The following is a 20,901-nucleotide window of genomic DNA, read 5'->3' as shown; positions in this document are numbered from 1 at the left end:
TTTTGATCATGCCCCGGAGGCCAAAGCGGCACACCAGGTTTCGCCGCGCTCGCCTTGCCCCTGCAGATGCAGGGTGCGGCCGCTCGCTTGCGTGGTAATGGTAATGTCCATGTCGGCCTTTGGCAAAACGCCTGCTCCGCGCTCCGGCCACTCGACCAGGCACAAGGCCTCAGCCTCGAAGTAGTCGCGTACCCCCAGGTACTCCAACTCTTCCGGGTCGACCAGGCGATACAGGTCGAAATGGAACACGCGAACCGCGTCGAGCTCGTAAGGCTCGACCAGGGTAAAGGTTGGGCTCTTCACCGCCCCGGCATGGCCCAGGCCGCGAATGATCCCGCGCGACAGGGTGGTTTTGCCCGCCCCCAGGTCGCCATGCAGATAAATCACCCCACGCCCGCCACTCACCCGGGCAATACGCGCACCCAGCACCAGCATCGCCGCTTCATCGGCGGCATACAGTTCTAATTCGGCCAAGCTGACTGCTCCTGCAATAATTGACGAATGGCGGCGCACAGATCGCTTGCCGCCAACCCACAGCCCTGCTCGGCCAAGCGCTCACCGGCACTTGCGTGCAGCCACACCGCCAGACTGGCCGCCGCCAGCGCCGGCAGGCCCTGCGCCAGCAGTGCGCCAATCAGCCCCGCCAGGACATCGCCCAGGCCGGCGCCAGCCATTGCCGGGTGACCGCGATCGCAGAGCAACAACTGCCCGGCGGAATCGGCCACCAGGGTGCCCGCGCCCTTGAGCACGCACACCGTCTGGTAGCGCTGAGCCAGAGCCCGCGCCGCAGCGGGGCGATCAGCCTGTACCGCGGCCGCACTGATACCCAGCAAGCGCGCGGCCTCGCCCGGATGCGGGGTGATCACGCCGTCAGCCGGCAACTTGACCGCGCCCATAGCCAGCAAGTTCAGGGCGTCGGCATCCCACACCTGCGGCGCGCCGGTGATCGCCGCCAGCGACAGCAGGCTGCGGCCCCAGGCGCCCTGGCCCAGGCCCGGCCCGACCACCCAGACGCTGGCTGCGGCGCCCAGCGCCCGTAGCTGATTGGCCGAGGCCACGGCGAAGCCCATCACCTCGGGGATGCGCGCCTGCGCCGCCGCCAAATGTTCGCCACGGGTGGCCAGGGACACCATCCCGGCGCCGGCGCGCAAGGCGCTCTGCGCGGCGAGCAGGGCCGCGCCGGCCAAGCCGTAATCGCCGCCGACCACCAGCACATGGCCCAACTGCCCCTTGTGCACGCTGCGCGGTCGCGCCGCCATGCGCGGCACATTGCTCCCGGCCAGGCGCCGCGTCGCGCACGCCTGCGCCGCGACCAGCGCCGGGTCGGCCTGCAGGTCATCGAACACCAGTTCGCCGACCCAATCGCGCGCCTCCCCGGTGAACAGCCCCAGTTTCAGACCGATCAGGCTCACCGTCAGCTGCGCCCGCACAGCCACGCCCAGCACCTGACCGCTGTCGGCGCACAGGCCCGAGGGAATATCCACCGCCACCACCGGCAGGCCACTGGCGTTGAGCAGGCGGATCGCCTGGGCATAGGGTTCGCGCACCGCGCCGTTGAGGCCGGTGCCGAGCAGCGCATCGAGCACAATGCCATTCAGCGCGGCGCACTCGCTCCAGGGCTGGATCGTCACGCCAGCGGCCTGCGCCTCGTCCCGCGCCTGCGCTGCAGCGCCCTGCAACTGCGCCGGATCGCCCACCGCCAGCAGTTGCACGCGCCAGCCGGCACGCAGCGCCAGGGCCGCCACCAGATAGCCGTCGCCGGCATTGTTGCCGCGCCCGGCCAGCACCGTCAGCGTGCCTGCGTCCGGCCAACGGCGGCGCAGCGCCCGCCAGATGGCATGGGCGGCACGGCTCATCAGCTCGAAGCCGGGGGTGCCAGCGGCGATCAGGCGCGCATCCAGCTCGCGCACCTGGGTGGCGCTATATAAAGCGAGGGGAAGATTGTCTGGCGATTGCGGCATGCGTCGGCTCCGATGTCTGGCAGAATTATACCCACCTCCATCACGGTTACCCGCCCCATATGACAACTGTCGCACTCGACTTCACCGCCCTCGCCCAGTCGATCAAGGATTGGGGGCGCGAACTGGGCTTTCAACAGGTCGGCATTACCGGAGTGGCGCTGGGTGAACACGAGGCGCACCTGCAACGCTGGCTGGACGCCGGTTATCAGGGCGAGATGGACTACATGGCCGCCCACGGCAGCAAGCGCTCCCATCCCGACCAACTGGTGCCCGGGACGTTACGGATAGTCTCGCTGCGCATGGACTACCTGCCCGCCGACACGCAAATGGCCGAACGCCTCGGCGAGCCGGAGAAAGCCTATGTCTCGCGCTACGCCCTGGGCCGCGATTACCACAAGCTGATCCGCAAACGCCTGCAGCAACTGGCCGAGCGTATCCAGCAACAGAGCGGCCCGTTCGGCTATCGGGCCTTCGTCGACAGCGCGCCGGTGCTGGAGAAAGCCATTGCCGAACAGGCCGGCCTCGGCTGGATCGGCAAGAACAGCCTGGTGCTCAACCGCAGCGCCGGCAGCTACTTCTTCCTTGGCGAGCTGTTCGTCGACCTGCCGCTGCCAATCGACCCGCCCCACGCCGGCGAGCATTGCGGGCGCTGCCGCGCGTGTCTGGACATCTGCCCGACCGACGCCTTTGTCGGCCCTTACGTGCTGGATGCGCGACGCTGCATTTCCTACCTGACCATCGAACTGAAAGGCTCGATCCCCGAGGAACTGCGCGCACCGATCGGCAACCGCGTGTTCGGCTGCGACGACTGCCAACTGGTGTGCCCATGGAACCGTTTCGCCCGCCCCACCGAACAGGGCGACTTCCAGCCGCGCCACCAGCTGGACAACGCCGAGCTGGCCGCACTGTTCCGTTGGAGCGAAGAAGAGTTTCTCAGCCGTACCGAAGGCTCGCCGCTGCGCCGCGCCGGCTACGAACGCTGGCTGCGCAACCTGGCGGTGGGCCTGGGCAATGCACCCTCGAGCATCCCGGTGCTCGAGGCGCTGCAGGCCCGCCGCGCACACCCCTCGGCGCTGGTGCGCGAGCATGTCGAGTGGGCGCTGGCACGCCACGCCGAGCGCGGCGCACCCTAGCAGGTCGTTGAAAAACCACCTGCGTTGGCAATACTGCGTTAAAAACGGCCTGCTAAAACCGAGGCTCAAGCCTTGATGAAATGCGCGCGGTAGTACTGCAGTTCGGCGATGGACTCGCGAATGTCGTCCAGCGCCTGGTGGCTGGCTTTTTTCTGGAAGCCTTCCTTGAGCTGCGGCGCCCAGCGCTCGGCGAGGATCTTCAGGGTCGAGACATCCAGGTAGCGGTAATGGAAATAGGCTTCCAGATCCGGCATGTAGCGATAGAGGAAGCGCCGATCCTGGCCGATGCTGTTGCCGCAGATCGGCGACTGGCCCTTGCCCACCCACTGTTCGAGAAAGGCGATGGTCTGCGCCTCGGCCTCGGCCGGGCCGATCGTGCTCTCACGCACCCGCTTGGTCAGGCCACTTTCGCCATGGGTGCGGGTATTCCAGTCATCCATCCCGGCGAGCGCCTCGTCACTCTGGTGCACCGCGATCACCGGGCCTTCGGCGAGAATATTCAGCTGGCTGTCGGTGATGATGGTGGCCATTTCGATGATCAGGTCTTTTTCCGGATCGAGCCCGGTCATTTCCAGGTCGATCCAGATCAGGTTCAGTGGGTTTTGCATGCTGCACTCCTCGGCTTGAACCGGCAGTTTAACGAATAAATCAGCCTCGCATCCGCCATAACAACAGGCGCGAGCGGCGCCAGTCATGCAGCTCGACTTGCTGATCGGCCGGCCCCCCCGGCACCTCGAAGCTGTTGCTGATCAGCCAGGCGCCGCTGGCCATTTGCGCCACGGCCTTGGCCCAGAGCGCCGCCATCGGCGCGGGCGAGAGGAAGCAATAGACCACGTCGAATTGCGCCAAATCGGTGCGCCAGAGGTTCTCGTAGCGGATCCGGCAGTTGTTCTGCGGCAACGCGCGCAGCCAGGCGATGGCGAACGGCAAGGGCGCGGTCTCCACCCCGACGAACTGCGCCCGGGGGAAGCGCCGCGCCAGCCAGAGCAAGGCTCCCGCCGGGCCGCAGCCAAGGTCGACGAAACGGAAATCTGCCGTTTGCTGGGCGAGCAACTCGGCCAGTTGCTGGCGGCTGCGCGCCCCGCTCAGATACAGCGGCACCCGCTCGCCGAAACTGTTCCAATTGCCCAGCAAGAGCAGCAGAAAACCGGCAAGAAACACCCAGGACGGCAGCGGCGCACCGCTGAACAGGAGCAGCGCCGGGACAAACCCCAGGTTCAGCCACCACCACCAAGGCGCCAAACCGAGCCGGCGAGCGAAACTCGCCGCCAGCAAGCCCTGGATTAAACCGGCGGCCAATCCGCTGGGACGCCAGCTCGAGAACTGCCCGGCCAGGACAATCGCCGCGCCCACCAAGAGCGCCGCACACAGCTGCGCCAGTAACGCCAGCAGCGCCGGGTAGCGACCGGCCACTCGACGAATTATCCGCACCCTCGCCACCATTTATCGCCTCTACTTGCCTATCCTCACTGCGCCGCAGTCTAACCCCCAGCTTCGCGCAACGCTGCAGCGCGAGTCTGCATGTGCCGCGTGCTAGACTCGCTGGCGGATTTCACCGCCAGTCAACCTCGGAACCTTCATGGCCAAACGCCAACTCAACCGCCGGCAAAGCTGGCGCATCGACAAAATTCAGGGCGAACGGGCCGCCCGCGCGGCCAAACGCGAATCGCAGGCCGTACAAACCCTGGAGGGCGGCGACCTCGGCCCGGAACAGCTCGGCCTGGTCATCGCCCACTTCGGCGTGCAGGTCGAAGTCGAAGCACAGGACGGCGAGCTGGCCGGCCAAGTCTTCCGCTGCCACCTGCGCGCCAACCTGCCGGCCATGGTCACCGGCGATCGCGTGGTCTGGCGTGCCGGCAATCAGGGCATCGGCGTCATAGTCGCGCAACTGCCACGCAGCACCGAACTGTGCCGCCCGGATACCCGCGGCCAGCTGAAGCCGGTGGCGGCCAACGTCGACCTGATCGTGATCGTCTTCGCGCCCCTGCCCGAACCCCACGCCAACCTGATCGACCGCTACCTGGTGGCCGCCGAACATGCCGGCATTCGCCCCTTGCTGCTGCTGAACAAGGCCGACCTGATCGATGAGCAGAACGCCGTGGCGCTGAACGTCCTGCTCGGCGTGTACCGCCAGCTGGGTTATCCCGTGCTGGAAGTCTCGGCCCATCAGGGCGACGGCATGGAGCAGCTCAAGCAGCAGCTCGACGGCCACGTCAGCGTCTTCGTCGGCCAGTCCGGGGTTGGCAAATCATCGCTGGTCAACAGCCTGCTGCCAGGCGTGGACACCCGCGTCGGGCCACTGTCGGAACTGACCGGCAAGGGCACCCACACCACCACCACCGCACGCCTGTTCCACTTCCCCGGCGGCGGCGAACTGGTCGACTCGCCCGGCATTCGCGAATTCGGCCTGGTGCATGTCAGCCGCGCGGATGTCGAGGCCGGCTTCATCGAGTTCCACGAGCTGATCGGCCAGTGTCGTTTTCGCGACTGCAAGCATGACCGCGAACCCGGCTGCGCCCTGCTCAAGGCCTTGGCAGACGGACGCGTCCAGCCACAGCGAATGGCCAGCTACCGGCATATCCTCGCCAGCCTGCCCGAAGCGGATTACTGAAACGACCAGGCCGCGATCACTCGCGGCCTGGGGCGCCCAACCCGCCGCTCATTCGCTCGACCTATCGAGCCGTAACACGCCATCCTCGAAGATATTCAAACGCTCACGCAGCTGATCCGGCGCAACCGCATCCGGGATGAGCGGCGGCACTTCAGGTGCGACGGCGCCAGGCACCGCAGGCGCTGCGTCGACGGCGCCATCCTGCTCGCCCTCGATGGCGCGTTGAGCCTTTCTCGTCAACACGACGATGTCGATACGCCGATTGACCGGGTTCAGCGGATCGTCTCGATCGAACAGCGCCGACGACGCATAGCCCACCACCCGAGCCACCTGCGCCTCGTCGTAACCGCCAGCGACCAGGGCGCGTCGAGCGGCATTGGCCCGGTTGGCCGAGAGCTCCCAATTGCCGAACTCGCCGGCACCGGCAAACGGCTTGGCGTCGGTGTGGCCGCTGATGCTGATTTTGTTCGGCACCGCCTTGATGGTGTCGGCCAGGGCCAGCAGGATGTCCTCGAAATACGGCTGCAAACGCGCACTGCCACTGTCGAACATCGGCCGGCTCTCGGCGTCGATGATCTGGATACGCAAGCCATCCTGGGTGATCTCGAACAGGATCTGATCCTTGAAGCGCTGTAACTGCGGATTCTCCTCGACCTTGTTCTGCAGCTCCTGCAACAACAACTCGAGGCGTTCGCGCTCCAGCTCCTCAGCCATCCCTTCGGCCTGCGCGGGGTCGGGCTGCGCCGGCTCGATCTCGACTTCCTCGCCCTCGGTTTGATCGTCGACTTGCTGGTTCAGCGTGCGATCCGGCGCTGGGGTGGGCGAGCCGCCGAGGTCGATGACGAAGGGACTGGCGCTTTCGGAAAAGCCGATCGGATCCTTGAAATAACCGGAAATCAGCTTCTTCTGTTCAGGTGTCGCCACCGACATCAGCCACATCACCATGAAGAACGCCATCATCGCCGTGGCGAAGTCGGCAAAGGCAATCTTCCAGGCACCGCCATGGTGGCCCCCAGCAACCTTCTTGACCCGCTTGACGATGATCGGCTGATTGTTGTCCATTTTTCGTTAGTTTCCGCGCATCGCCTGCTCGAGCTCGGCAAAACTCGGACGATGGGCCGGATAGAGCACCTTGCGTGCGAACTCGACGGCCAGCGACGGCGGCATCCCGGACGCCGAAGCGACCAGGCCGGTCTTGATCGCTTCGAATACGTTGATCTCTTCCTTGGCGTCATGCTCCAGCGCCGTGGCCAGCGGGCCGAAGAAGCCATAGGAAGCCAGAATGCCGAGGAAGGTGCCGACCAGCGCGGTGCCGACCTTCTCGCCGATCTGGGCGTTATCCGCTTCGGCAAGGATCGACATGGTGATCACGATGCCCAGTACCGCGGCGACGATACCCATGGCCGGCATGGCGTCGGCAACCTTGGCCACGGCATGCGCGGGATGTTCCAGTTCTTCCTTGAGGCTGGCAATCTCCATATCGAACAAGCCTTCCAGCTCATGCGGCGCCATATTGCCGGAAGACATGATGCGCAGGTAATCGCAGAGATAGGCCGTCATCCGCTCGTCTTTGAGGATGGTCGGATACTTGCTGAAGATCGGGCTGGCCGTAGGCTCCTCGATGTCGGACTCGATGGCCATCATGCCTTCGCGCCGGCTCTTGTTGAGGATTTCGTAGACCAGCTTCAGCACTTCCAGGTAATAGGCGTGGCTGAAGCGCGAACTGAACATCTTCAGCGACTTCTTGAACACCTGCATGAACATGCTGCCCGGGTTGGCCTGCAAAAAAGCCCCCAGCGCGGCGCCGCCGATGATCATGACTTCAAATGGATGCACCAGGGCCATGAACTGACCGCCGGACAGGATAAATCCGCCGAGCACGCTAGCAAATACAACGATGATGCCAATGATTTTTGCCATAAAAAGGAAACTTGCGAGAGCCTGTAGTGAGGGTTATGCAAAACAACCCTTCTATTTATCGGAACTTATGCGCGAGACTATAGCCAGTTAAGTCTAAAAGCCAGCATGGCTAAGCACCGATGCCCATTTCCAAACCCCTGCCGCGCACCCTCGAAGACTGGCTCAAACAGCTGGACAAACACTTGTTGCCGGTGCCCGCCGAAAGCCACCTGACGGTCTGTCGCGCCCTGTCCGACAGCCGCCGCTCGCTGCGCGAAATAGCCGCGCTGATGCAGGCCAGCCCTGCCCTGGCCTTGAGCGTGCTACGCGAGGCCAATCGACAGGCTGGCAGTTTCAGCACCCCCGCCGAAAGCCTGGAAAGCGCTATCGGTCGACTGGGATTGCAGCGCACCCTGGAGCTGGTCAAACGCCAGCCCGCTCGCCCGCTCGACGAAATCCCCCTGGCCCTGCGGCAGATTCAGCTGATCAGCCAACACGCCGCGCAACAAGCCAGCGGCTTGTTCAGCGCACGCCTGGCGCGTCTCTGGCAGGAGATCCACTGGGGCAGCCTGCTGTTTCTCGCGCCTATCTGGTCGTTGCTGGCGGCCCATCCCGAACTGTTCAAGGAGTGGGAGCAACGCGTGCTAGCCCGAGCCGAACCGGCCGCCAGAGTCGAGCAGGATCTGCTCGGCGTCCCCTTGCTCGCCCTGTGCCTGGCATTGGCCGAGCGCTGGCGCCTGCCCGACTGGGTAGTCCAAGGCTACCGCCTGCTGGTTGAAGACCGGCGCCAACTGGTCAAGGCCCTGCACATCGCGCGCGACAATCAACACCCCCTGCGTCAGCAGCAAATGCTCGATGCCGACACGCCTTTGCGGCGCTGGCTGACCCAGCCGGCCAACAGCATCTTGCTGGCCAACGGCCTGGCACTGTCGGCCCACCACGCCTGGAGCAGCCCGCACAGCCTGCGTTGGCAGCACCTGACCGGACTCTACCTGCAACTGCCGCTGAACGATGTACAGCAACAGGTACACCAGCACGCCGTGCAGAGTGCGCGCCAGCAAGCCTCGGCGGAACTCTGGCACCCCGCCCAAGCCTTGCTCTGGCCCTGGGACACTCGGCGCCTGCAAAGCCAAACCAACCCCCCACCGGCGACCGCCAGCGCCAGCGCCAGCGCAGACAATGGCTGGCGCCAGCACTGCGCGCAATTGCTCGCGCAGCCGAGTGCCTTCCACAACCTCGGCCAGCTCACCACCCGCACCACTCAAGCCCTGCAGGCCTGCGGCATGTCGCGGGTGCTACTGCTCTTGGCCGACCGCAGCCACAGCCGCCTGCACGCCCAGCAACAGGCCGGCCTGGATCCGTCGGCCGGCACGTTGGTCATCGACCCGCTGCACAGCCAGGTGCTGCGCCGGCTGCTCAAGACACCGGCACAACTGCGCCTGACCCCGGCCAATATCGCGCAGTTCTCGGCACTGCTGCCAGGCTCGCTGAAAGTGCTGTTTCCCAGCGAGCACCTGCTGCTCCGCTCACTGGCCAGCAACGGTCGCGTGGTGATGATCATCATCGCCGACCAAAACGGCGCCGCACTCAGCGATGTCAGCGTGCAAGCCTTCGGTAAAACCGTGCAATGCATTCAACGCGCCCTGGACAGTTTTGCCAAACGTGAGCGCTAGGCTTTCCGTTACAATCCGTCCCTTTCTCCACTCATGAAGAGGCCCGGCATGACTGCCTTCGCTGCGTTGCCATTGGTTATCGAAGCGGCCGAACTGGCTGAGCGCCTGGAAGCCGCCGAACTGATCCTGGTCGACCTGAGCAGTAACGCCCGCTATGCCGCCGGGCATATTCCCGGCGCGCGCTTCGTCGACCCCAAACGCACCCAACTGGGCCAGCCCCCGGCACCCGGCCTGCTGCCGGAACTGGCGCAACTCGAACAGCTATTCGCCGAACTGGGGCATAACCCGGACGCCGTCTACGCGGTCTACGACGACGAAGGCGGCGGCTGGGCCGGGCGGTTCATCTGGCTGCTGGACGTGATCGGCCACACCCATTACCACTACCTCGACGGCGGCCTGCAGGCCTGGCTGGCCGAGGAGCGCCCGCTGAGCACGGAACAGCCCGCAGTGTGCACCGGCACGCTCAAGCTGACGCTCGACGAGCGCCCAACAGCCAGCCGCGAATACCTGCAAGGCCGCCTGGGCGCCGCCGACCTGGCGATCTGGGATGCCCGCTCGCCCGCCGAGTACCGCGGCGAAAAGGCCTTGGCCGCAAAAGCCGGGCACATCCCTGGCGCGGTCAACCTCGAGTGGACGGCCGGCATGGATCCGGCCCGGGCCTTGCGCATTCGCCAGGACATGCCCGCGCTGCTCGCCGGCCTCGGCATCAGCCCGGACAAGGAAATCATCACCCACTGCCAGACTCACCACCGCTCCGGCTTCACCTACCTGGTGGCCAAGGCGCTCGGCTATCCGCGGGTCAAGGCCTACGCCGGCTCCTGGGGCGAGTGGGGCAACCATCCCGACACCCCAGTCGAACGCTGAACAATGCATCATTGCCGCCCGAACGCTATCGAATCCTGAAGGAACGCCCATGAAACAACGCCTATTCATCCTCAGCCAGTACCTGCTGCCGCATCACCTGCTGTCGCGCCTGATCGGCGGCGCAGCCGAATGCCGCTCCGGCTGGTTCAAGAATCGCCTGATCAGCTGGTTCATCAAGCAATATCGGGTCGACATGAGCGAGGCGCAGATCGAAGACCCGAGCGCTTTCGAGCACTTCAATGCGTTCTTCACCCGCGCCCTGAAAGAGGGGGCACGCCCGCTCGACACCACCCCCGACGCGATCCTCAGCCCGGCCGACGGCGCCGTCAGCCAACTGGGTCAGATCGAGCACGGCCGCATATTCCAGGCCAAGGGCCACAGCTTCAGCGTGCTCGAACTGCTCGGCGGCGACAGTGAACGCGCCAGCCCGTTCATGGGCGGAGAATTCGCGACCATTTACCTGTCGCCCAAGGACTACCACCGCGTGCACATGCCGCTGGCCGGCACCCTCAAGGAAATGGTCTACGTGCCGGGCCGGCTGTTCTCGGTCAACCAGAGCACCGCGGAAAACGTCCCTGAACTGTTCGCCCGCAATGAGCGGGTCGTCTGCCTGTTCGATACCGAGCGCGGCCCCATGGCCGTGGTACTGGTCGGCGCCATGATCGTCGCCTCGATCGAAACCGTCTGGGCCGGCCTGGTCACGCCGCCCAAGCGCCAGCTGAAAAGCGTCCGCTATGACGCGGCGGCGCGCGCGCCTATCGTCCTGGACAAGGGGGCGGAGCTGGGTCGCTTCAAGTTGGGTTCGACGGCCATCGTCTTGTTCGGCCCGGAGCAGGTTCGCTGGGCCGCAACGCTGAGCGCCAACAGCAGCGTGCGGATGGGGCAAGGCATCGGCAACGGCCAGGTCGGCTGAGGCCAAATACCCGCAGCGTTGCGCCAAGCCCGAACGCCCCGCACCCCAGTCGCCATAATCGCGGACGTGCCGATTTCCGCCAGTTCAAGGGTGGCCGCGCACCGGCCTGGCAGGGCCCAGCATGGCCTCTGCGCGCCAGCCGCCGGCCCGCTCGATGCACGGCTGCGGCGGCGGCGAGATACTGTTAAAGTTCGCAGCATTATTGATTGGGAAAGCCGCTCGCCTGACCTCTGGGCATTGGAGTATCCAAGCTAGATGGATAAACAGAGTCCCCACCTACTGCTCCGCGTTCCGACACCGCACAAGCCGATCCTGTCTTTTTGCGATGCCAGCCCGCGCGACCTCAAGCGCTGGATCGCGGGGCTGCCGAAAGCCAATATCGGCGAAACCGCCCGCCAGCTTTACCAGGCCCTGGTCGAGCTCAACCAGTTGCGCACCCCGGCGGACAATCGCCTGCATTTGCTGGAGTTACTGCGTCCGGAGGTTTACTTCGTCTGCCAACACCTCGAGCGGCACTTCCTCAACCAGGCGATTGTCCTCGATGAACGCCCACGCAAAGTCGCCAATCTCTGCCAGGCCCTGCAGAACCACCTGGCCGTCGGTTATAAGCTGATCATTGCCAGCCTGGCCGCACCAAGTAATCGCGAGCACAACACGCTGCTGAGCGTCGCCCTGCAGCGCGCGACCCATAGCTTGTGCGGCCCGCTGATTCGCGCCAGCCAATTATATTGCCCCGTGCCCGAAGGCCTCTGGCTGGAACTGCACCAGCTCTATCAGATCGCCAGTGAGCGCCGCCTGCACAAGCTCGCCATCCGCGACCCACTGGCCCGCCACACTCAAGGCCTGAGCACCGAGCAGAGCTATGTGGTCGCCCTGCTGCTCGGCTGCGCCCGCTGCAACCAGATGCGCCAGAATACTATCGCGCGCCTCGCCGAAGTCCTTGAACCCTGGAGCGCACTGGTCAGACTGCAAGCCGGCGAGGCGTCCTCGAGTCTGTTTGCGGTAGCCCCGCAAGTGGACGGCCCGCCGCGCTACTCCTCGCTGTTTCAGGACAAAGAGCGGCATAACGCACTGGGCATCGACCCACGCCCTCTGGTGGAGGCGATCCAGGAGCACCTGCTGCTGCCTGCGGAAAACACCGGCAAATCGCGCCTGCTGGTACCCGAGGGGTTCAGCCTGGATATGCTGCAACACCTGAGCGCCGCCTGGGGCGACATCGCCGAACGGAGCTTCAACCGCACCCACGGCCAGGGCACCCTGGCCCTGTGCATCGGCATGAGCGCTGTGCACTTTTTCCTGGCCGGCAAGCGCCCCTTCAACGAAATCCTGCAACTTCCGGCGGAAACCAAAACGGCGGTATTCAAAGCCGAGACCGGCACCCCGGATGTCTGGTCAAACGCCTTCGACGCCCAGAAGGCCAATAACTGGGAAAATGGCCTGCCCTTCGAGGAAATCGAGTACCGCAAACCCACGGATCAGGATACGCAAACAGAGCCCGCCGGTAGCGAAAGCTACCCGACCTTCGCCTTGCCGATCATCAACCACAGCCCAGGGGGTTATTGCCTGTCCTGGCCAAAAGAGGTGCCTAGCCAACTGCAAGCCGGCGAACTGCTCGGCGTGCAGGATTCGCCCGAACAAAGCTGGAGCATTGCAGTGGTGCGCTGGATTCGTCAGGTACGCGGCGGCGGAACCCAGATGGGCATCGAACTGATCGCCCCGCATGCCCAAGCCTGCGGCCTGCAACTGCTGCGCAAGGCCGAACACCACAGTCAATATCTGCGCACACTGCTGCTGCCGGAAATCAGCGCCATCTCCCGCCCTGCCACCCTGCTCACACCACGCCTGCCCTTCCAGGAAGGCAACAAAGTGATGATCAACATCAACGGAGCAGAACGCCGCGCCGTGCTCAGTCGCCGCCAAACCAGCACCGGCAGCTTCAACCAGTTCGAATACCGCAGTACCGAACCGAAACCCAGCGATCCAGGGAAGTCCGTCACAGCCCAAGGCAGTCAAAACACAAGCGGGGAGGAAGACTTTGACTCGCTATGGAAGTCGCTGTAGATTGCCGACACATCAACTTTCGTCGCATTTTCGCGCCCGTTTGCCGCAGATTTGACTCCTGATATGGCCATCGAAAAAAAAACCATTCGACTGCTGATTCTCGAAGACTCGCAGAACGAGGCCGAGCGTCTCGTCAGCCTGTTCCGTAACGCCGGTCGCGCCACGCGCGTACATCGCCTGACCTCCAGCGCCGACCTGACCGAGACCCTGCAGCAGAGCTGGGATCTGTTGATCTGCGCGCCCAGCAGCGAACAACTCGACCCGGGCGAAGCGATCAACGCGATTCGCCGCCAGGCGAAAGATATTCCAGTCATCCAGCTACTCGCCGACAATGACTCCGACAGCATCACCGAAGCCTTGGCGCTAGGCGCCCAGGACGCGCTGCCGCAAGGCGAAGACGAGCGCCTGGTGCTGGTGGCCAAACGCGAGCTGGCCAACCTCGAAGAACGCCGCGCCCGGCGCGCCGCCGAAGTAGCCCTGCGCGAAACGGAAAAGCGTTGCCAGTTACTGCTCGACAGCTCGGTCGATGCCATCACCTACGTGCATGACGGCATGCACATCTATGCCAACCGCGCCTACCTCGAACTCTTCGCGTATCAAGATGCCGATGAGCTGGAAGGCATGCCGATGATCGACCTGATCGCCAGCGCCGACCAAAGCGACTTCAAAGACTTCCTGAAAAACTACCAGAGCGCCGAAGGCAACGCCGAACTGGCCTGCTCCGGCGTCCAGGCCTGCGGCCAGACCTTCCCGGCGCGCATGAGCTTCTCGCCGGCCAACTACGATGGCGAGCCCTGCATCCAGGTGGTGATCCACGCGGAAAGCGGCAATGCCGAGCTGGAAGAGAAGCTGCGCGAAATCAGCAGCCAGGATCTGGTGACCGGCCTGTACAACCGCAACTATTTCCTCGGCCTGATGGATGCCGCCGCCGAGCGCGCAGTGAATGCCGGCCAGCCGGCCAGCCTGGCCTATATCCGCCTCGACCGCTATGCCAGCCTGCTGGCCGACGTCGGCCTGGCCGGCATCGACCTGCTCCTCACCGACCTGGCCAACCTGCTGCGCGGCCACTTCACCCCAGAGGTGCAACTGGCGCGTTTTGGCGATGACGTCTTCACCGTCCTGCAGCCCGGCAAGACGCCGGAGCAAACCGAAGCCGGCCTGGCCAGCCTGCTGAAAAAGGTCGAAGGCAACCTGTTCGATGTCAACGGCCGCACGGCACAGAGCACCCTGTCGATTGGCGTCGCCGGCCTCAACGAAAAAACCCCGAAAGCCCAGGAAGTGGTCGACCGCGCCCAGCGCTGCGCCGACGAACTGAACCAGGGCAACGCGCTGAAGCTGTTCAACCCTGGCGATGAACGGGCCGCAGCGGCCAACCGCGGCGACATGATCGCCATGGTGCAGCAGGCATTGGAGCACAACAGCTTCCGCCTGCTGTTCCAGCCAGTCATCAGCTTGCGCGGCGACAGCCATGAATACTACGAAGTGTTGTTGCGCCTGCTTAACCCGCAAGGCGAAGAGGTTCCACCGCGTGATTTTCTCAACGCTGCCAAAGAGTGCGGTCTGGGCGAGAAAATCGACCGCTGGGTGATCCTCAACTCGGTCAAGTTGCTCGCCAACCACCGCAACAAGGGCCACAACACCCACCTGTTCATCCACCTGTCGAGCGCCAGCCTGCAGGATCAAACCCTGCTGCCGTGGCTCAGCGTCGCCTTGAAAGCCGCGCGCCTACCCTCGGACGCACTGGTCTTCCAACTCAGCGAACCGGACGCCATCGCCTACCTCAAGCAGGCCAAGGCACTGACCCAGGGTTTGCACGAACTGCACTGCAAGGTGGCACTCAGCCAGTTCGGCTGCGCAATCAACCCCTTCAACACCCTCAAGCACCTGCACGTCGATTTTGTCAAAATCGACGGTTCCTTCTCCCAGGATCTGTCCACGCCAGACAGCCAGGAAGCCCTGAAAACCCTGCTGGCCAGCCTGCACGCCCAGGCCAAGTTGACCATAGTGCCTTTTATCGAGAGCGCCAGCGTACTGGCCACGCTCTGGCAGGCCGGGGTCAATTACATCCAGGGTTACTACCTGCAAGGCCCCAGCCAGTCGATGGACTACGACTTCTCCGCGGGCGACGAGTAGCTGCCAGCGCAACGAAAAAGCCGCCCGAGGGCGGCTTGTCCATGGCCGGGCGGTTACTCCAGGCCGTCGCGATCGCGGAAACCGAGCAGATAGAGGATGCCGTCCAGGCCCAGGGTCGAGATCGCCTGTTTGGCCGACTGCTTGACCAGCGGCTTGGCGCGGAAGGCCACGCCCAGGCCGGCGATGGCCAGCATCGGCAGGTCGTTGGCACCATCGCCGACGGCGATGGTCTGTTCCAGGCGCAAACCTTCTTTCTCTGCCAGCTCGCGCAGCAGGTCGGCCTTGCGTTGGGCGTCGACGATCGGTTCGACGGCGACACCGGTGACCAGGCCGTCGACGATCTGCAGTTCGTTGGCGAAGACGTAGTCGATGCCCAGCTTGACCTGCAGTTGCCTGGCGAAATAGCTGAAGCCGCCCGACAGGATCGCGGTCTTGTAGCCGAGCCGCCGCAACTCGCTGAACAGCGTCTCGGCCCCTTCGGTCAGGCGTAACGAGGCACCGACCTCACTCAACACGCTTTCCGGCAGGCCCTTGAGCAGCGCCAGACGCTCCCTGAAGCTGGCGGCAAAATCCAGCTCGCCGCGCATGGCCCGTTCGGTAATCGCCGAAACCTGTTCGCCGACCCCGGCAGCCTTGGCCAACTCGTCGATCACCTCGGCCTCGATCAGTGTCGAGTCCATGTCGAACACCGCCAGGCGGCGATTACGGCGAAACAGCGAGTCACGCTGGAAAGCGATATCGACGTTGAGCTCCTGCGCCACGCTGAGAAACTCGGCACGCAAGGCCGCCTGATCGGCGGGCTCGCCGCGTACGGAAAATTCGATGCAGCCCTTGCCCTGCTCGGCCGGCATATCCAGCGGCATGCGCCCGGACAGACGATCGATATGGTCGATGTTCAGGTCGTACTTGGCGGTAATAGCGCTGACCCGCTGCAATTGCTCGGCGGTCACCTTGCGGGTCAACAGGGTCACGATATGCCGCGCCTTGCCCTGGCCGCCGACCCACTGCTGGTAATCTGCCGCCGCCACCGGGGTGAAGCGCACCTGTTGGTCGAGCTTGTAGGCGGTGAACAGCAGATCCTTGAGCACCGACGAGCCCTGCTCGGTCGGTGGAATCTCCACCAGAATGCCGAACGAGAGGGTGTCGTGGATCACCGCCTGGCCGATATCGAGGATATTCACCCCGCCTTGGGCCAGCACGCCGGTGATGGCGGCAGTCAGACCGGGACGGTCTTCGCCGGTAATGTTGATCAGGACGATTTCGCGCAAGGCGCACCCTCCGGGGCTTGATTAATGGTCAACCGCCTGCCGCAGCAGAGCAGGCTTGCCGAAAGCCGCACATTCTACCCATTTTCACCGCCATCCGGGCATGCACGGCGCTTTGCCCTATGCAGGGCGGTCGCTATACTGCGCGCCATCTATAGTCGATAAGAGCCGAGCTCTGTGAACCGGCCCGCCCCCGTCAAGCCCGATAATTTCTTCCTGCTGCTGTTCCAGGCGCTACGCCAACGCCGCGTGCCCCTGGCCCTGCGCATTGCCAGCCACAGCCTGCTACTGGTGGCTCTGGCACTGGTGATCTATGCCTGGGTGATCGGCATGCAGTTCAAGCATGCGATGGAGCAGCAGGCCAATGCCATCGGTCAGAGCCTGATCGAGCAGACGGCTGCCTCCGCCAAAGAGCCGCTGGTATCCAATGATGGCCTCAGCCTCAATGTCCTGCTCAACGACCTGGTAAAAAATCCGCTGGTGGCCCATGCGGTCATCTACAGCGTCGACAATCGCATTCTCGCCGAATCCGGCTCACGCCCCGTGCAAGGTCTGCTGGGCGACACCGACGGCATCTATTCGGTGCCCATCGCCTTCCAGGAAGTGATCGCCGGTCAATTGCGCATCAGCCTGGATATGCGTCAGTTCCAGCAACCGATGACCATCAGCTTGCAGAGCATGGGCATCCTCAGCCTGATTCTGCTGGCACTGGCATTGTCCCTGAGCATGCGCCTGGGCCGCCACATCTCCACCCCACTGCTGCAGCTGCGCATCTGGTTACGCGACCCGGACGACCCGGCGCCCGGGGCCGGCCGCCAGGATGAAATCGGCGATCTGGCGCGGCAGCTGCAAATGCGTCTGGTAGCGGAAAAACCAGAGCCCGAAGCAGAACCTGACGACCTCCACGACGCACAGGCCGATGAGCACGACTTCGGCGACGACGACGACGACGATGAGCCGGCCTTCGAGGTACGCGACCTGCACGACGAGCGCTTTGACGACCTCAAGCAGACGGACAATGACCGCACACTCGGCCAACCGCACGATACTGACCCCTTCGCCGAGCTGCGCGATGACTCGCCAGCGATTCCCACGCTGACGGTCAGCGGCCCCCAGCAGAGCGCCGTACTGGCCATCCAACTGGGCGCCCAAGAACAGCTACGCCGCTTGCCGCGGGTGCGCCTGCTGGATCTGCTGCAGCGCTATCGCGATTGCCTGAACCAGGCCTCGGCCCTCTATCGGGGCGAACTGCACACCCTCAACGACGGCAGCAGCCTGATACTGTTCCATCGCCAGGACAGTGCCGAGGATTACTTGACCCACGCCATCTGCTGCGGCGAATTGATGCGCGCGCTCGGCCATGCCTTGCAGATCGAAGTCGCCGACAGCGGCATCACCCTGCAGCTGCAGCTGGGCCTGACCCAGGGCGAAGACTTGCTCGACTTGAGCCAAGGCGACCTGTTGCTCAGCGAGACGGCTCAGAATGCCCTGGCCCTGTCCCAGCACAGCCGCAACCTGCTGCTGCTCGAGCGAGCCGTGGGTGATGATGCACTGGTACGTCAGCGCGCGCGCATTCGCACCATCGCCAGCCCGGAAGGCGCCTGCTGCGTGGAGCGCCTGCTGGAGCCTTATCCGTCACTGCTGGAGCGCCAGCTGGCGCACATGCACGAGCACCATCCGCACTGAGAAAACCTCGCCTGCTGCGACCGCCTCAGGCTCCACAGCCCGCCCAGGCCCGGGGCGGCTCGGGCAGTGTTCCGCCCGGAGCGCAGCGACAACCCGCCAGGATAGGTGCCGCGGCGATCAACCACGCCGCACCGCCTGCGGAGGAATCCATATACCGCCTACGGATCGCCAAAACACCCGCTGCGGCGTTGCGTTCGATATTTTCACAGCCTCTGAGAACTGATAGCCGGCCGGGCCTCGCCACGCGAATCCGACCGGCGGCACACGCTTAGAAGCGGAACACTTCCGTTTGCGTGGCCGGCTCGATCAGCGGCGCCGGCGAACTCTTTACCGCAGGCTTGGCCGGTGCGGCAGCCGCCGGTTTGCGCGGCGCGACTGTTTCGGCGACCGGCATGGCCTTGATCGCGCCGGCCAACTCGTCAGCCAACTGCCGGAGCAGGTCGCTCTGGGCGCGCACCTGGTCGATCACCGTGCCCATGTGTGCGGCCTGCAGGCGGACGATCCGGCTGCCACGCTGCACCCCGGCGGAATCCAGCAAGCGCCATTGCGCTTCGAGCACCGCCGGCTGCTGCACCCCCGAGTCCAGCCGACTGATGCTCAGCACAACCTGAACCTGGCTGGAGAACCCAACGCGATCCGGGTACAGCGCGACGCGGCTGGTATCCAGCTGTCCAGCCAGTTGGCGCAACAGCAATTGGCCGACATCGTCCTGCAAGCTACCGGCCCAGCGGGTCTTCTGGCTGAGCGAGAGGCTGTCATCGAGCTCGCGCTGCACCAGGTTCTCGCGTTGCAGATAGTCCGCCAGCTTCAGCGGGCCGAGCAGCAGTGCCGGCCCTTTATCGTCCTGCGGCAGTTCCGGACGGCCCTGCTCGAGTTGGTAGAACTGCGCCGGCGGTTGCAGCACGGCACAGCCGGGCAGGGTAAGCGCCGCGAGAAGCAGCAACAGCGGCGGTGAGAAGTGCAACGGTCTCATCAAAACATTACCTTGATTTGCCAAATATGAGCGATTGAGGCTGCTGGTCGAGCCCTTCCATGGTGCGCTGCAGGGCTTTTCCAGCCTGACTGAGTTCCTGCAGGGCACGCAATGCTTCGTACTGTACCTCGGATTCCGGGCCGAGACTGCGACGACTGTCAGCCGCCAGCTGATTAACCTGCTGTAACGCCTGTGCGGCATTTTGCGCCGCGCGGCGAATTTCGCCCACCGCGCCATGCAGGTCAACGCTGCTTTGCTGGACATTATCCATGATCGCCGGCAGTTGTTGCTCCAGCCGCCCACTCAAGCGATCGAGCTTGACCAGCAACTGACTCATGCTCACCAGACCCTGCTGCAGTTCCGCAGAGCTGGTCAGTTTCTCCAGGGATTGCAGGGTCTGCGTGGCCGCCACGGCCATCTCCTGCAACGGCAATTCGCGCAGGCTGCCCGCCAGCTCGCGCAACACATCGGCAACCTCGTCGATCCGCGACGGCACACTGGGAATGCTCGGCAGATCCAGCTCGTGCGGCGTGCGCACATAGCCGGCCTGCTCCGGGAACAGATCCAACGCGACTATCGCCTTGCCGGTCAGCAGGCTGGGCGTCTGCAGCTGGGCACGCAGACCACGCTCGACCAGTTGCCCGATGACCTGATCGAAACCGTGAGAGCTGGCCTGCTGCTGCTCTGGAGAATTGATGCGCAGCACCACCGGCATCACCACATCCTTGAGTTCAGGGTCGTAGGACAGGCGAATCTCGCGCACCATGCCGACCTTGACCCCACGGTAGGTGACATCGGCGCCCACATCCAGACCGTCCAGGGCGCCGGTAAAATACACCACATACTCGCTGGGCTGGCTGAACCAACTGTCACGCGACAGCAACAGCAGCCCCGCGGCCAGCAGGGCTAGGCCGCCGAGCAGAAAGGCGCCGATCATAAAGGGTTTGCGCGCTTCGCTCATGACGCCTCCATTGTACGAGCCGCTGCGCCCCGGCGTAGAAAGCGCTGCACCTGCTCCGGCCCATCGGCCAGCAACTCCTGCAGACTGCCCAGGGCAATCTGGGTATGGGTCTGGTTGTCGAGGAACAGACACCTGTCGGCCACCGCCTGAATGCTCGGCAGCTCATGGGTCACCAGCACGATGCTCGAGCCCAGGCTATCACGCAATTGCAGGATCAATGCGTCGAGGGATTGCGAACTGATCGGATCGAGGCCGGCCGAGGGCTCATCGAAGAACAACACCTGCGGGTCGAGCGCCAGCGCCCTGGCCAGGGCGGCGCGCTTGCGCATGCCGCCGGAGAGCTGGGCCGGATACAGCTCGTCGCAGCCGGCCAGGCCGACCAAGGCCAGCTTCAACGCCGCCAGCTCGACCAACTCGGCCGGTTGCAGATGCCGGCGGTAGGCCGCCAGCGGCAGGCAGATATTCTCGCGCAGGGTCATCGAGCCCCACAAGGCGGCATTCTGGTAGAGCACGCCAAAATGCTGCTGCAAGGCGCCGCGGCTGTCCTCGTCACGGGCCCAGAAATCCTCGCCATTGAACAGCACCCGTCCGGCCAGCGGCGCCTGCAGGCCGATCAAATGACGCAACAGGGTGCTTTTACCGCAACCACTGGCACCCATGATGACGAACACCTCGCCACGGCGGATGGCAAAATTCAGCTCGCGTTGGATCACCAGGCTGCCGTAGCCGGCACTCAGGCCCTCGGCGACCAACAGCGCATCGCTCATC

Annotated in this window: 18 protein-coding genes; 8 read left to right on the top strand and 10 right to left on the bottom strand. The window is 64.5% G+C overall.

Features of this window, described 5'->3' with window-relative positions:
- Nucleotides 1-6: 6 nt before the first annotated feature.
- Together tsaE and P8H27_RS06110 are read right to left on the bottom strand one after the other, a co-directional pair.
- The gene (gene tsaE, locus P8H27_RS06115; protein WP_289635829.1) at nucleotides 7-474 is read right to left on the bottom strand and encodes a tRNA (adenosine(37)-N6)-threonylcarbamoyltransferase complex ATPase subunit type 1 TsaE; all 468 of its coding nucleotides are present in this window, start codon (nucleotides 472-474) and stop codon (nucleotides 7-9) included.
- Nucleotides 462-1,961 (bottom strand): NAD(P)H-hydrate dehydratase, encoded by a 1,500-nt coding sequence (locus tag P8H27_RS06110; protein WP_289635828.1) that lies wholly within the window; start codon nucleotides 1,959-1,961, stop codon nucleotides 462-464. Before P8H27_RS06110 ends, tsaE begins: the two co-directional genes overlap by 13 nt.
- 59 nt (nucleotides 1,962-2,020) lie before the next feature.
- Between P8H27_RS06110 and queG the strand changes: the two genes are divergently transcribed.
- On the top strand, nucleotides 2,021-3,094 hold the full coding sequence (gene queG / locus P8H27_RS06105; protein ID WP_289635827.1) for a tRNA epoxyqueuosine(34) reductase QueG: 1,074 nt from the start codon (nucleotides 2,021-2,023) through the stop codon (nucleotides 3,092-3,094).
- Nucleotides 3,095-3,159: 65 nt separating this feature from the next.
- Here queG and orn read toward each other — a convergent pair whose 3' ends face one another.
- Both orn and P8H27_RS06095 read right to left on the bottom strand, forming a co-directional pair.
- Entirely contained in the window at nucleotides 3,160-3,702 is a 543-nt protein-coding gene (gene orn, locus P8H27_RS06100; RefSeq protein ID WP_289635826.1) for an oligoribonuclease, read from the bottom strand.
- Nucleotides 3,703-3,742: 40 nt separating this feature from the next.
- Nucleotides 3,743-4,537, bottom strand: a complete 795-nt coding sequence (locus P8H27_RS06095) for a class I SAM-dependent methyltransferase (protein WP_289635825.1) — start codon at nucleotides 4,535-4,537, stop codon at nucleotides 3,743-3,745.
- 136 nt (nucleotides 4,538-4,673) lie between these two features.
- Between P8H27_RS06095 and rsgA the strand changes: the two genes are divergently transcribed.
- On the top strand, nucleotides 4,674-5,705 hold the full coding sequence (gene rsgA, locus P8H27_RS06090; protein WP_289635824.1) for a small ribosomal subunit biogenesis GTPase RsgA: 1,032 nt from the start codon (nucleotides 4,674-4,676) through the stop codon (nucleotides 5,703-5,705).
- Between the two features lie 48 nt (nucleotides 5,706-5,753).
- On the opposite strand, the gene motB is transcribed toward rsgA, so the two are convergent.
- Nucleotides 5,754-6,767, bottom strand: coding sequence for a flagellar motor protein MotB (motB, locus tag P8H27_RS06085; RefSeq protein ID WP_289635823.1), 1,014 nt, complete (start codon nucleotides 6,765-6,767; stop codon nucleotides 5,754-5,756).
- 6 nt (nucleotides 6,768-6,773) lie between these two features.
- Entirely contained in the window at nucleotides 6,774-7,625 is an 852-nt protein-coding gene (motA, locus tag P8H27_RS06080; RefSeq protein ID WP_289635822.1) for a flagellar motor stator protein MotA, read from the bottom strand.
- Nucleotides 7,626-7,744: 119 nt separating this feature from the next.
- On the opposite strand from motA, the gene P8H27_RS06075 reads away from it, so the two are divergent.
- From P8H27_RS06075 to P8H27_RS06055, 5 genes are all read left to right on the top strand, one after another.
- The gene (locus tag P8H27_RS06075; protein WP_289635821.1) at nucleotides 7,745-9,277 is read left to right on the top strand and encodes an HDOD domain-containing protein; all 1,533 of its coding nucleotides are present in this window, start codon (nucleotides 7,745-7,747) and stop codon (nucleotides 9,275-9,277) included.
- A 48-nt stretch (nucleotides 9,278-9,325) separates the two neighbouring features.
- Entirely contained in the window at nucleotides 9,326-10,141 is an 816-nt protein-coding gene (locus P8H27_RS06070; RefSeq protein WP_289635820.1) for a rhodanese-like domain-containing protein, read from the top strand.
- Between the two features lie 49 nt (nucleotides 10,142-10,190).
- Nucleotides 10,191-11,054 (top strand): archaetidylserine decarboxylase, encoded by an 864-nt coding sequence (gene asd, locus P8H27_RS06065; protein WP_289635819.1) that lies wholly within the window; start codon nucleotides 10,191-10,193, stop codon nucleotides 11,052-11,054.
- Nucleotides 11,055-11,309: 255 nt separating this feature from the next.
- Nucleotides 11,310-13,115, top strand: coding sequence for a molecular chaperone (locus tag P8H27_RS06060; protein ID WP_289635818.1), 1,806 nt, complete (start codon nucleotides 11,310-11,312; stop codon nucleotides 13,113-13,115).
- Nucleotides 13,116-13,178: 63 nt separating this feature from the next.
- Complete coding sequence (locus P8H27_RS06055; protein ID WP_289635817.1) at nucleotides 13,179-15,248, top strand: EAL domain-containing protein; 2,070 nt, start codon at nucleotides 13,179-13,181, stop codon at nucleotides 15,246-15,248.
- 53 nt (nucleotides 15,249-15,301) lie between these two features.
- Here the strand turns inward: P8H27_RS06055 and serB are convergent, their stop codons facing one another.
- A complete protein-coding gene (gene serB / locus P8H27_RS06050; protein ID WP_289635816.1) occupies nucleotides 15,302-16,516 on the bottom strand; it encodes a phosphoserine phosphatase SerB in 1,215 nt (404 codons plus the stop codon).
- A gap of 174 nt (nucleotides 16,517-16,690) precedes the next feature.
- Here serB and P8H27_RS06045 point away from each other — a divergent pair, with 174 nt between their 5' ends.
- Entirely contained in the window at nucleotides 16,691-18,199 is a 1,509-nt protein-coding gene (locus P8H27_RS06045) for a histidine kinase (protein WP_289635815.1), read from the top strand.
- 268 nt (nucleotides 18,200-18,467) lie between these two features.
- Here the strand turns inward: P8H27_RS06045 and P8H27_RS06040 are convergent, their stop codons facing one another.
- The 3 genes from P8H27_RS06040 to P8H27_RS06030 are packed head-to-tail and all read right to left on the bottom strand — an operon-like array spanning nucleotide 18,468 to nucleotide 20,900.
- Nucleotides 18,468-19,172, bottom strand: coding sequence for a membrane integrity-associated transporter subunit PqiC (locus P8H27_RS06040; protein ID WP_289635814.1), 705 nt, complete (start codon nucleotides 19,170-19,172; stop codon nucleotides 18,468-18,470).
- A 7-nt stretch (nucleotides 19,173-19,179) separates the two neighbouring features.
- Nucleotides 19,180-20,133, bottom strand: a complete 954-nt coding sequence (locus tag P8H27_RS06035) for an MlaD family protein (protein WP_289635813.1) — start codon at nucleotides 20,131-20,133, stop codon at nucleotides 19,180-19,182.
- Nucleotides 20,130-20,900, bottom strand: a complete 771-nt coding sequence (locus tag P8H27_RS06030; protein ID WP_289635812.1) for an ABC transporter ATP-binding protein — start codon at nucleotides 20,898-20,900, stop codon at nucleotides 20,130-20,132. Before P8H27_RS06030 ends, P8H27_RS06035 begins: the two co-directional genes overlap by 4 nt.
- Between the last annotated feature and the right edge of the window lies 1 nt (nucleotide 20,901).

Source organism: Pseudomonas sp. sp1636 (assembly GCF_030376615.1).
Classification (GTDB): Bacteria; Pseudomonadota; Gammaproteobacteria; order Pseudomonadales; family Pseudomonadaceae; genus Aquipseudomonas.
This window is presented reverse-complemented; position numbering and strand designations above follow the sequence as displayed.

Coding starts and splice junctions, on each gene's coding strand:
- P8H27_RS06030 (WP_289635812.1), bottom strand. CDS start 20,900: ATGAGCGATGCGCTGTTGGTCGCCGAGGGCCTGAGTGCCGGCTACGGC.
- motA (WP_289635822.1), bottom strand. CDS start 7,625: ATGGCAAAAATCATTGGCATCATCGTTGTATTTGCTAGCGTGCTCGGC.
- P8H27_RS06055 (WP_289635817.1), top strand. CDS start 13,179: ATGGCCATCGAAAAAAAAACCATTCGACTGCTGATTCTCGAAGACTCG.
- rsgA (WP_289635824.1), top strand. CDS start 4,674: ATGGCCAAACGCCAACTCAACCGCCGGCAAAGCTGGCGCATCGACAAA.
- orn (WP_289635826.1), bottom strand. CDS start 3,702: ATGCAAAACCCACTGAACCTGATCTGGATCGACCTGGAAATGACCGGG.
- P8H27_RS06070 (WP_289635820.1), top strand. CDS start 9,326: ATGACTGCCTTCGCTGCGTTGCCATTGGTTATCGAAGCGGCCGAACTG.
- asd (WP_289635819.1), top strand. CDS start 10,191: ATGAAACAACGCCTATTCATCCTCAGCCAGTACCTGCTGCCGCATCAC.
- queG (WP_289635827.1), top strand. CDS start 2,021: ATGACAACTGTCGCACTCGACTTCACCGCCCTCGCCCAGTCGATCAAG.
- motB (WP_289635823.1), bottom strand. CDS start 6,767: ATGGACAACAATCAGCCGATCATCGTCAAGCGGGTCAAGAAGGTTGCT.
- P8H27_RS06040 (WP_289635814.1), bottom strand. CDS start 19,172: ATGAGACCGTTGCACTTCTCACCGCCGCTGTTGCTGCTTCTCGCGGCG.
- P8H27_RS06075 (WP_289635821.1), top strand. CDS start 7,745: ATGCCCATTTCCAAACCCCTGCCGCGCACCCTCGAAGACTGGCTCAAA.
- P8H27_RS06060 (WP_289635818.1), top strand. CDS start 11,310: ATGGATAAACAGAGTCCCCACCTACTGCTCCGCGTTCCGACACCGCAC.
- P8H27_RS06035 (WP_289635813.1), bottom strand. CDS start 20,133: ATGAGCGAAGCGCGCAAACCCTTTATGATCGGCGCCTTTCTGCTCGGC.
- P8H27_RS06110 (WP_289635828.1), bottom strand. CDS start 1,961: ATGCCGCAATCGCCAGACAATCTTCCCCTCGCTTTATATAGCGCCACC.
- P8H27_RS06095 (WP_289635825.1), bottom strand. CDS start 4,537: ATGGTGGCGAGGGTGCGGATAATTCGTCGAGTGGCCGGTCGCTACCCG.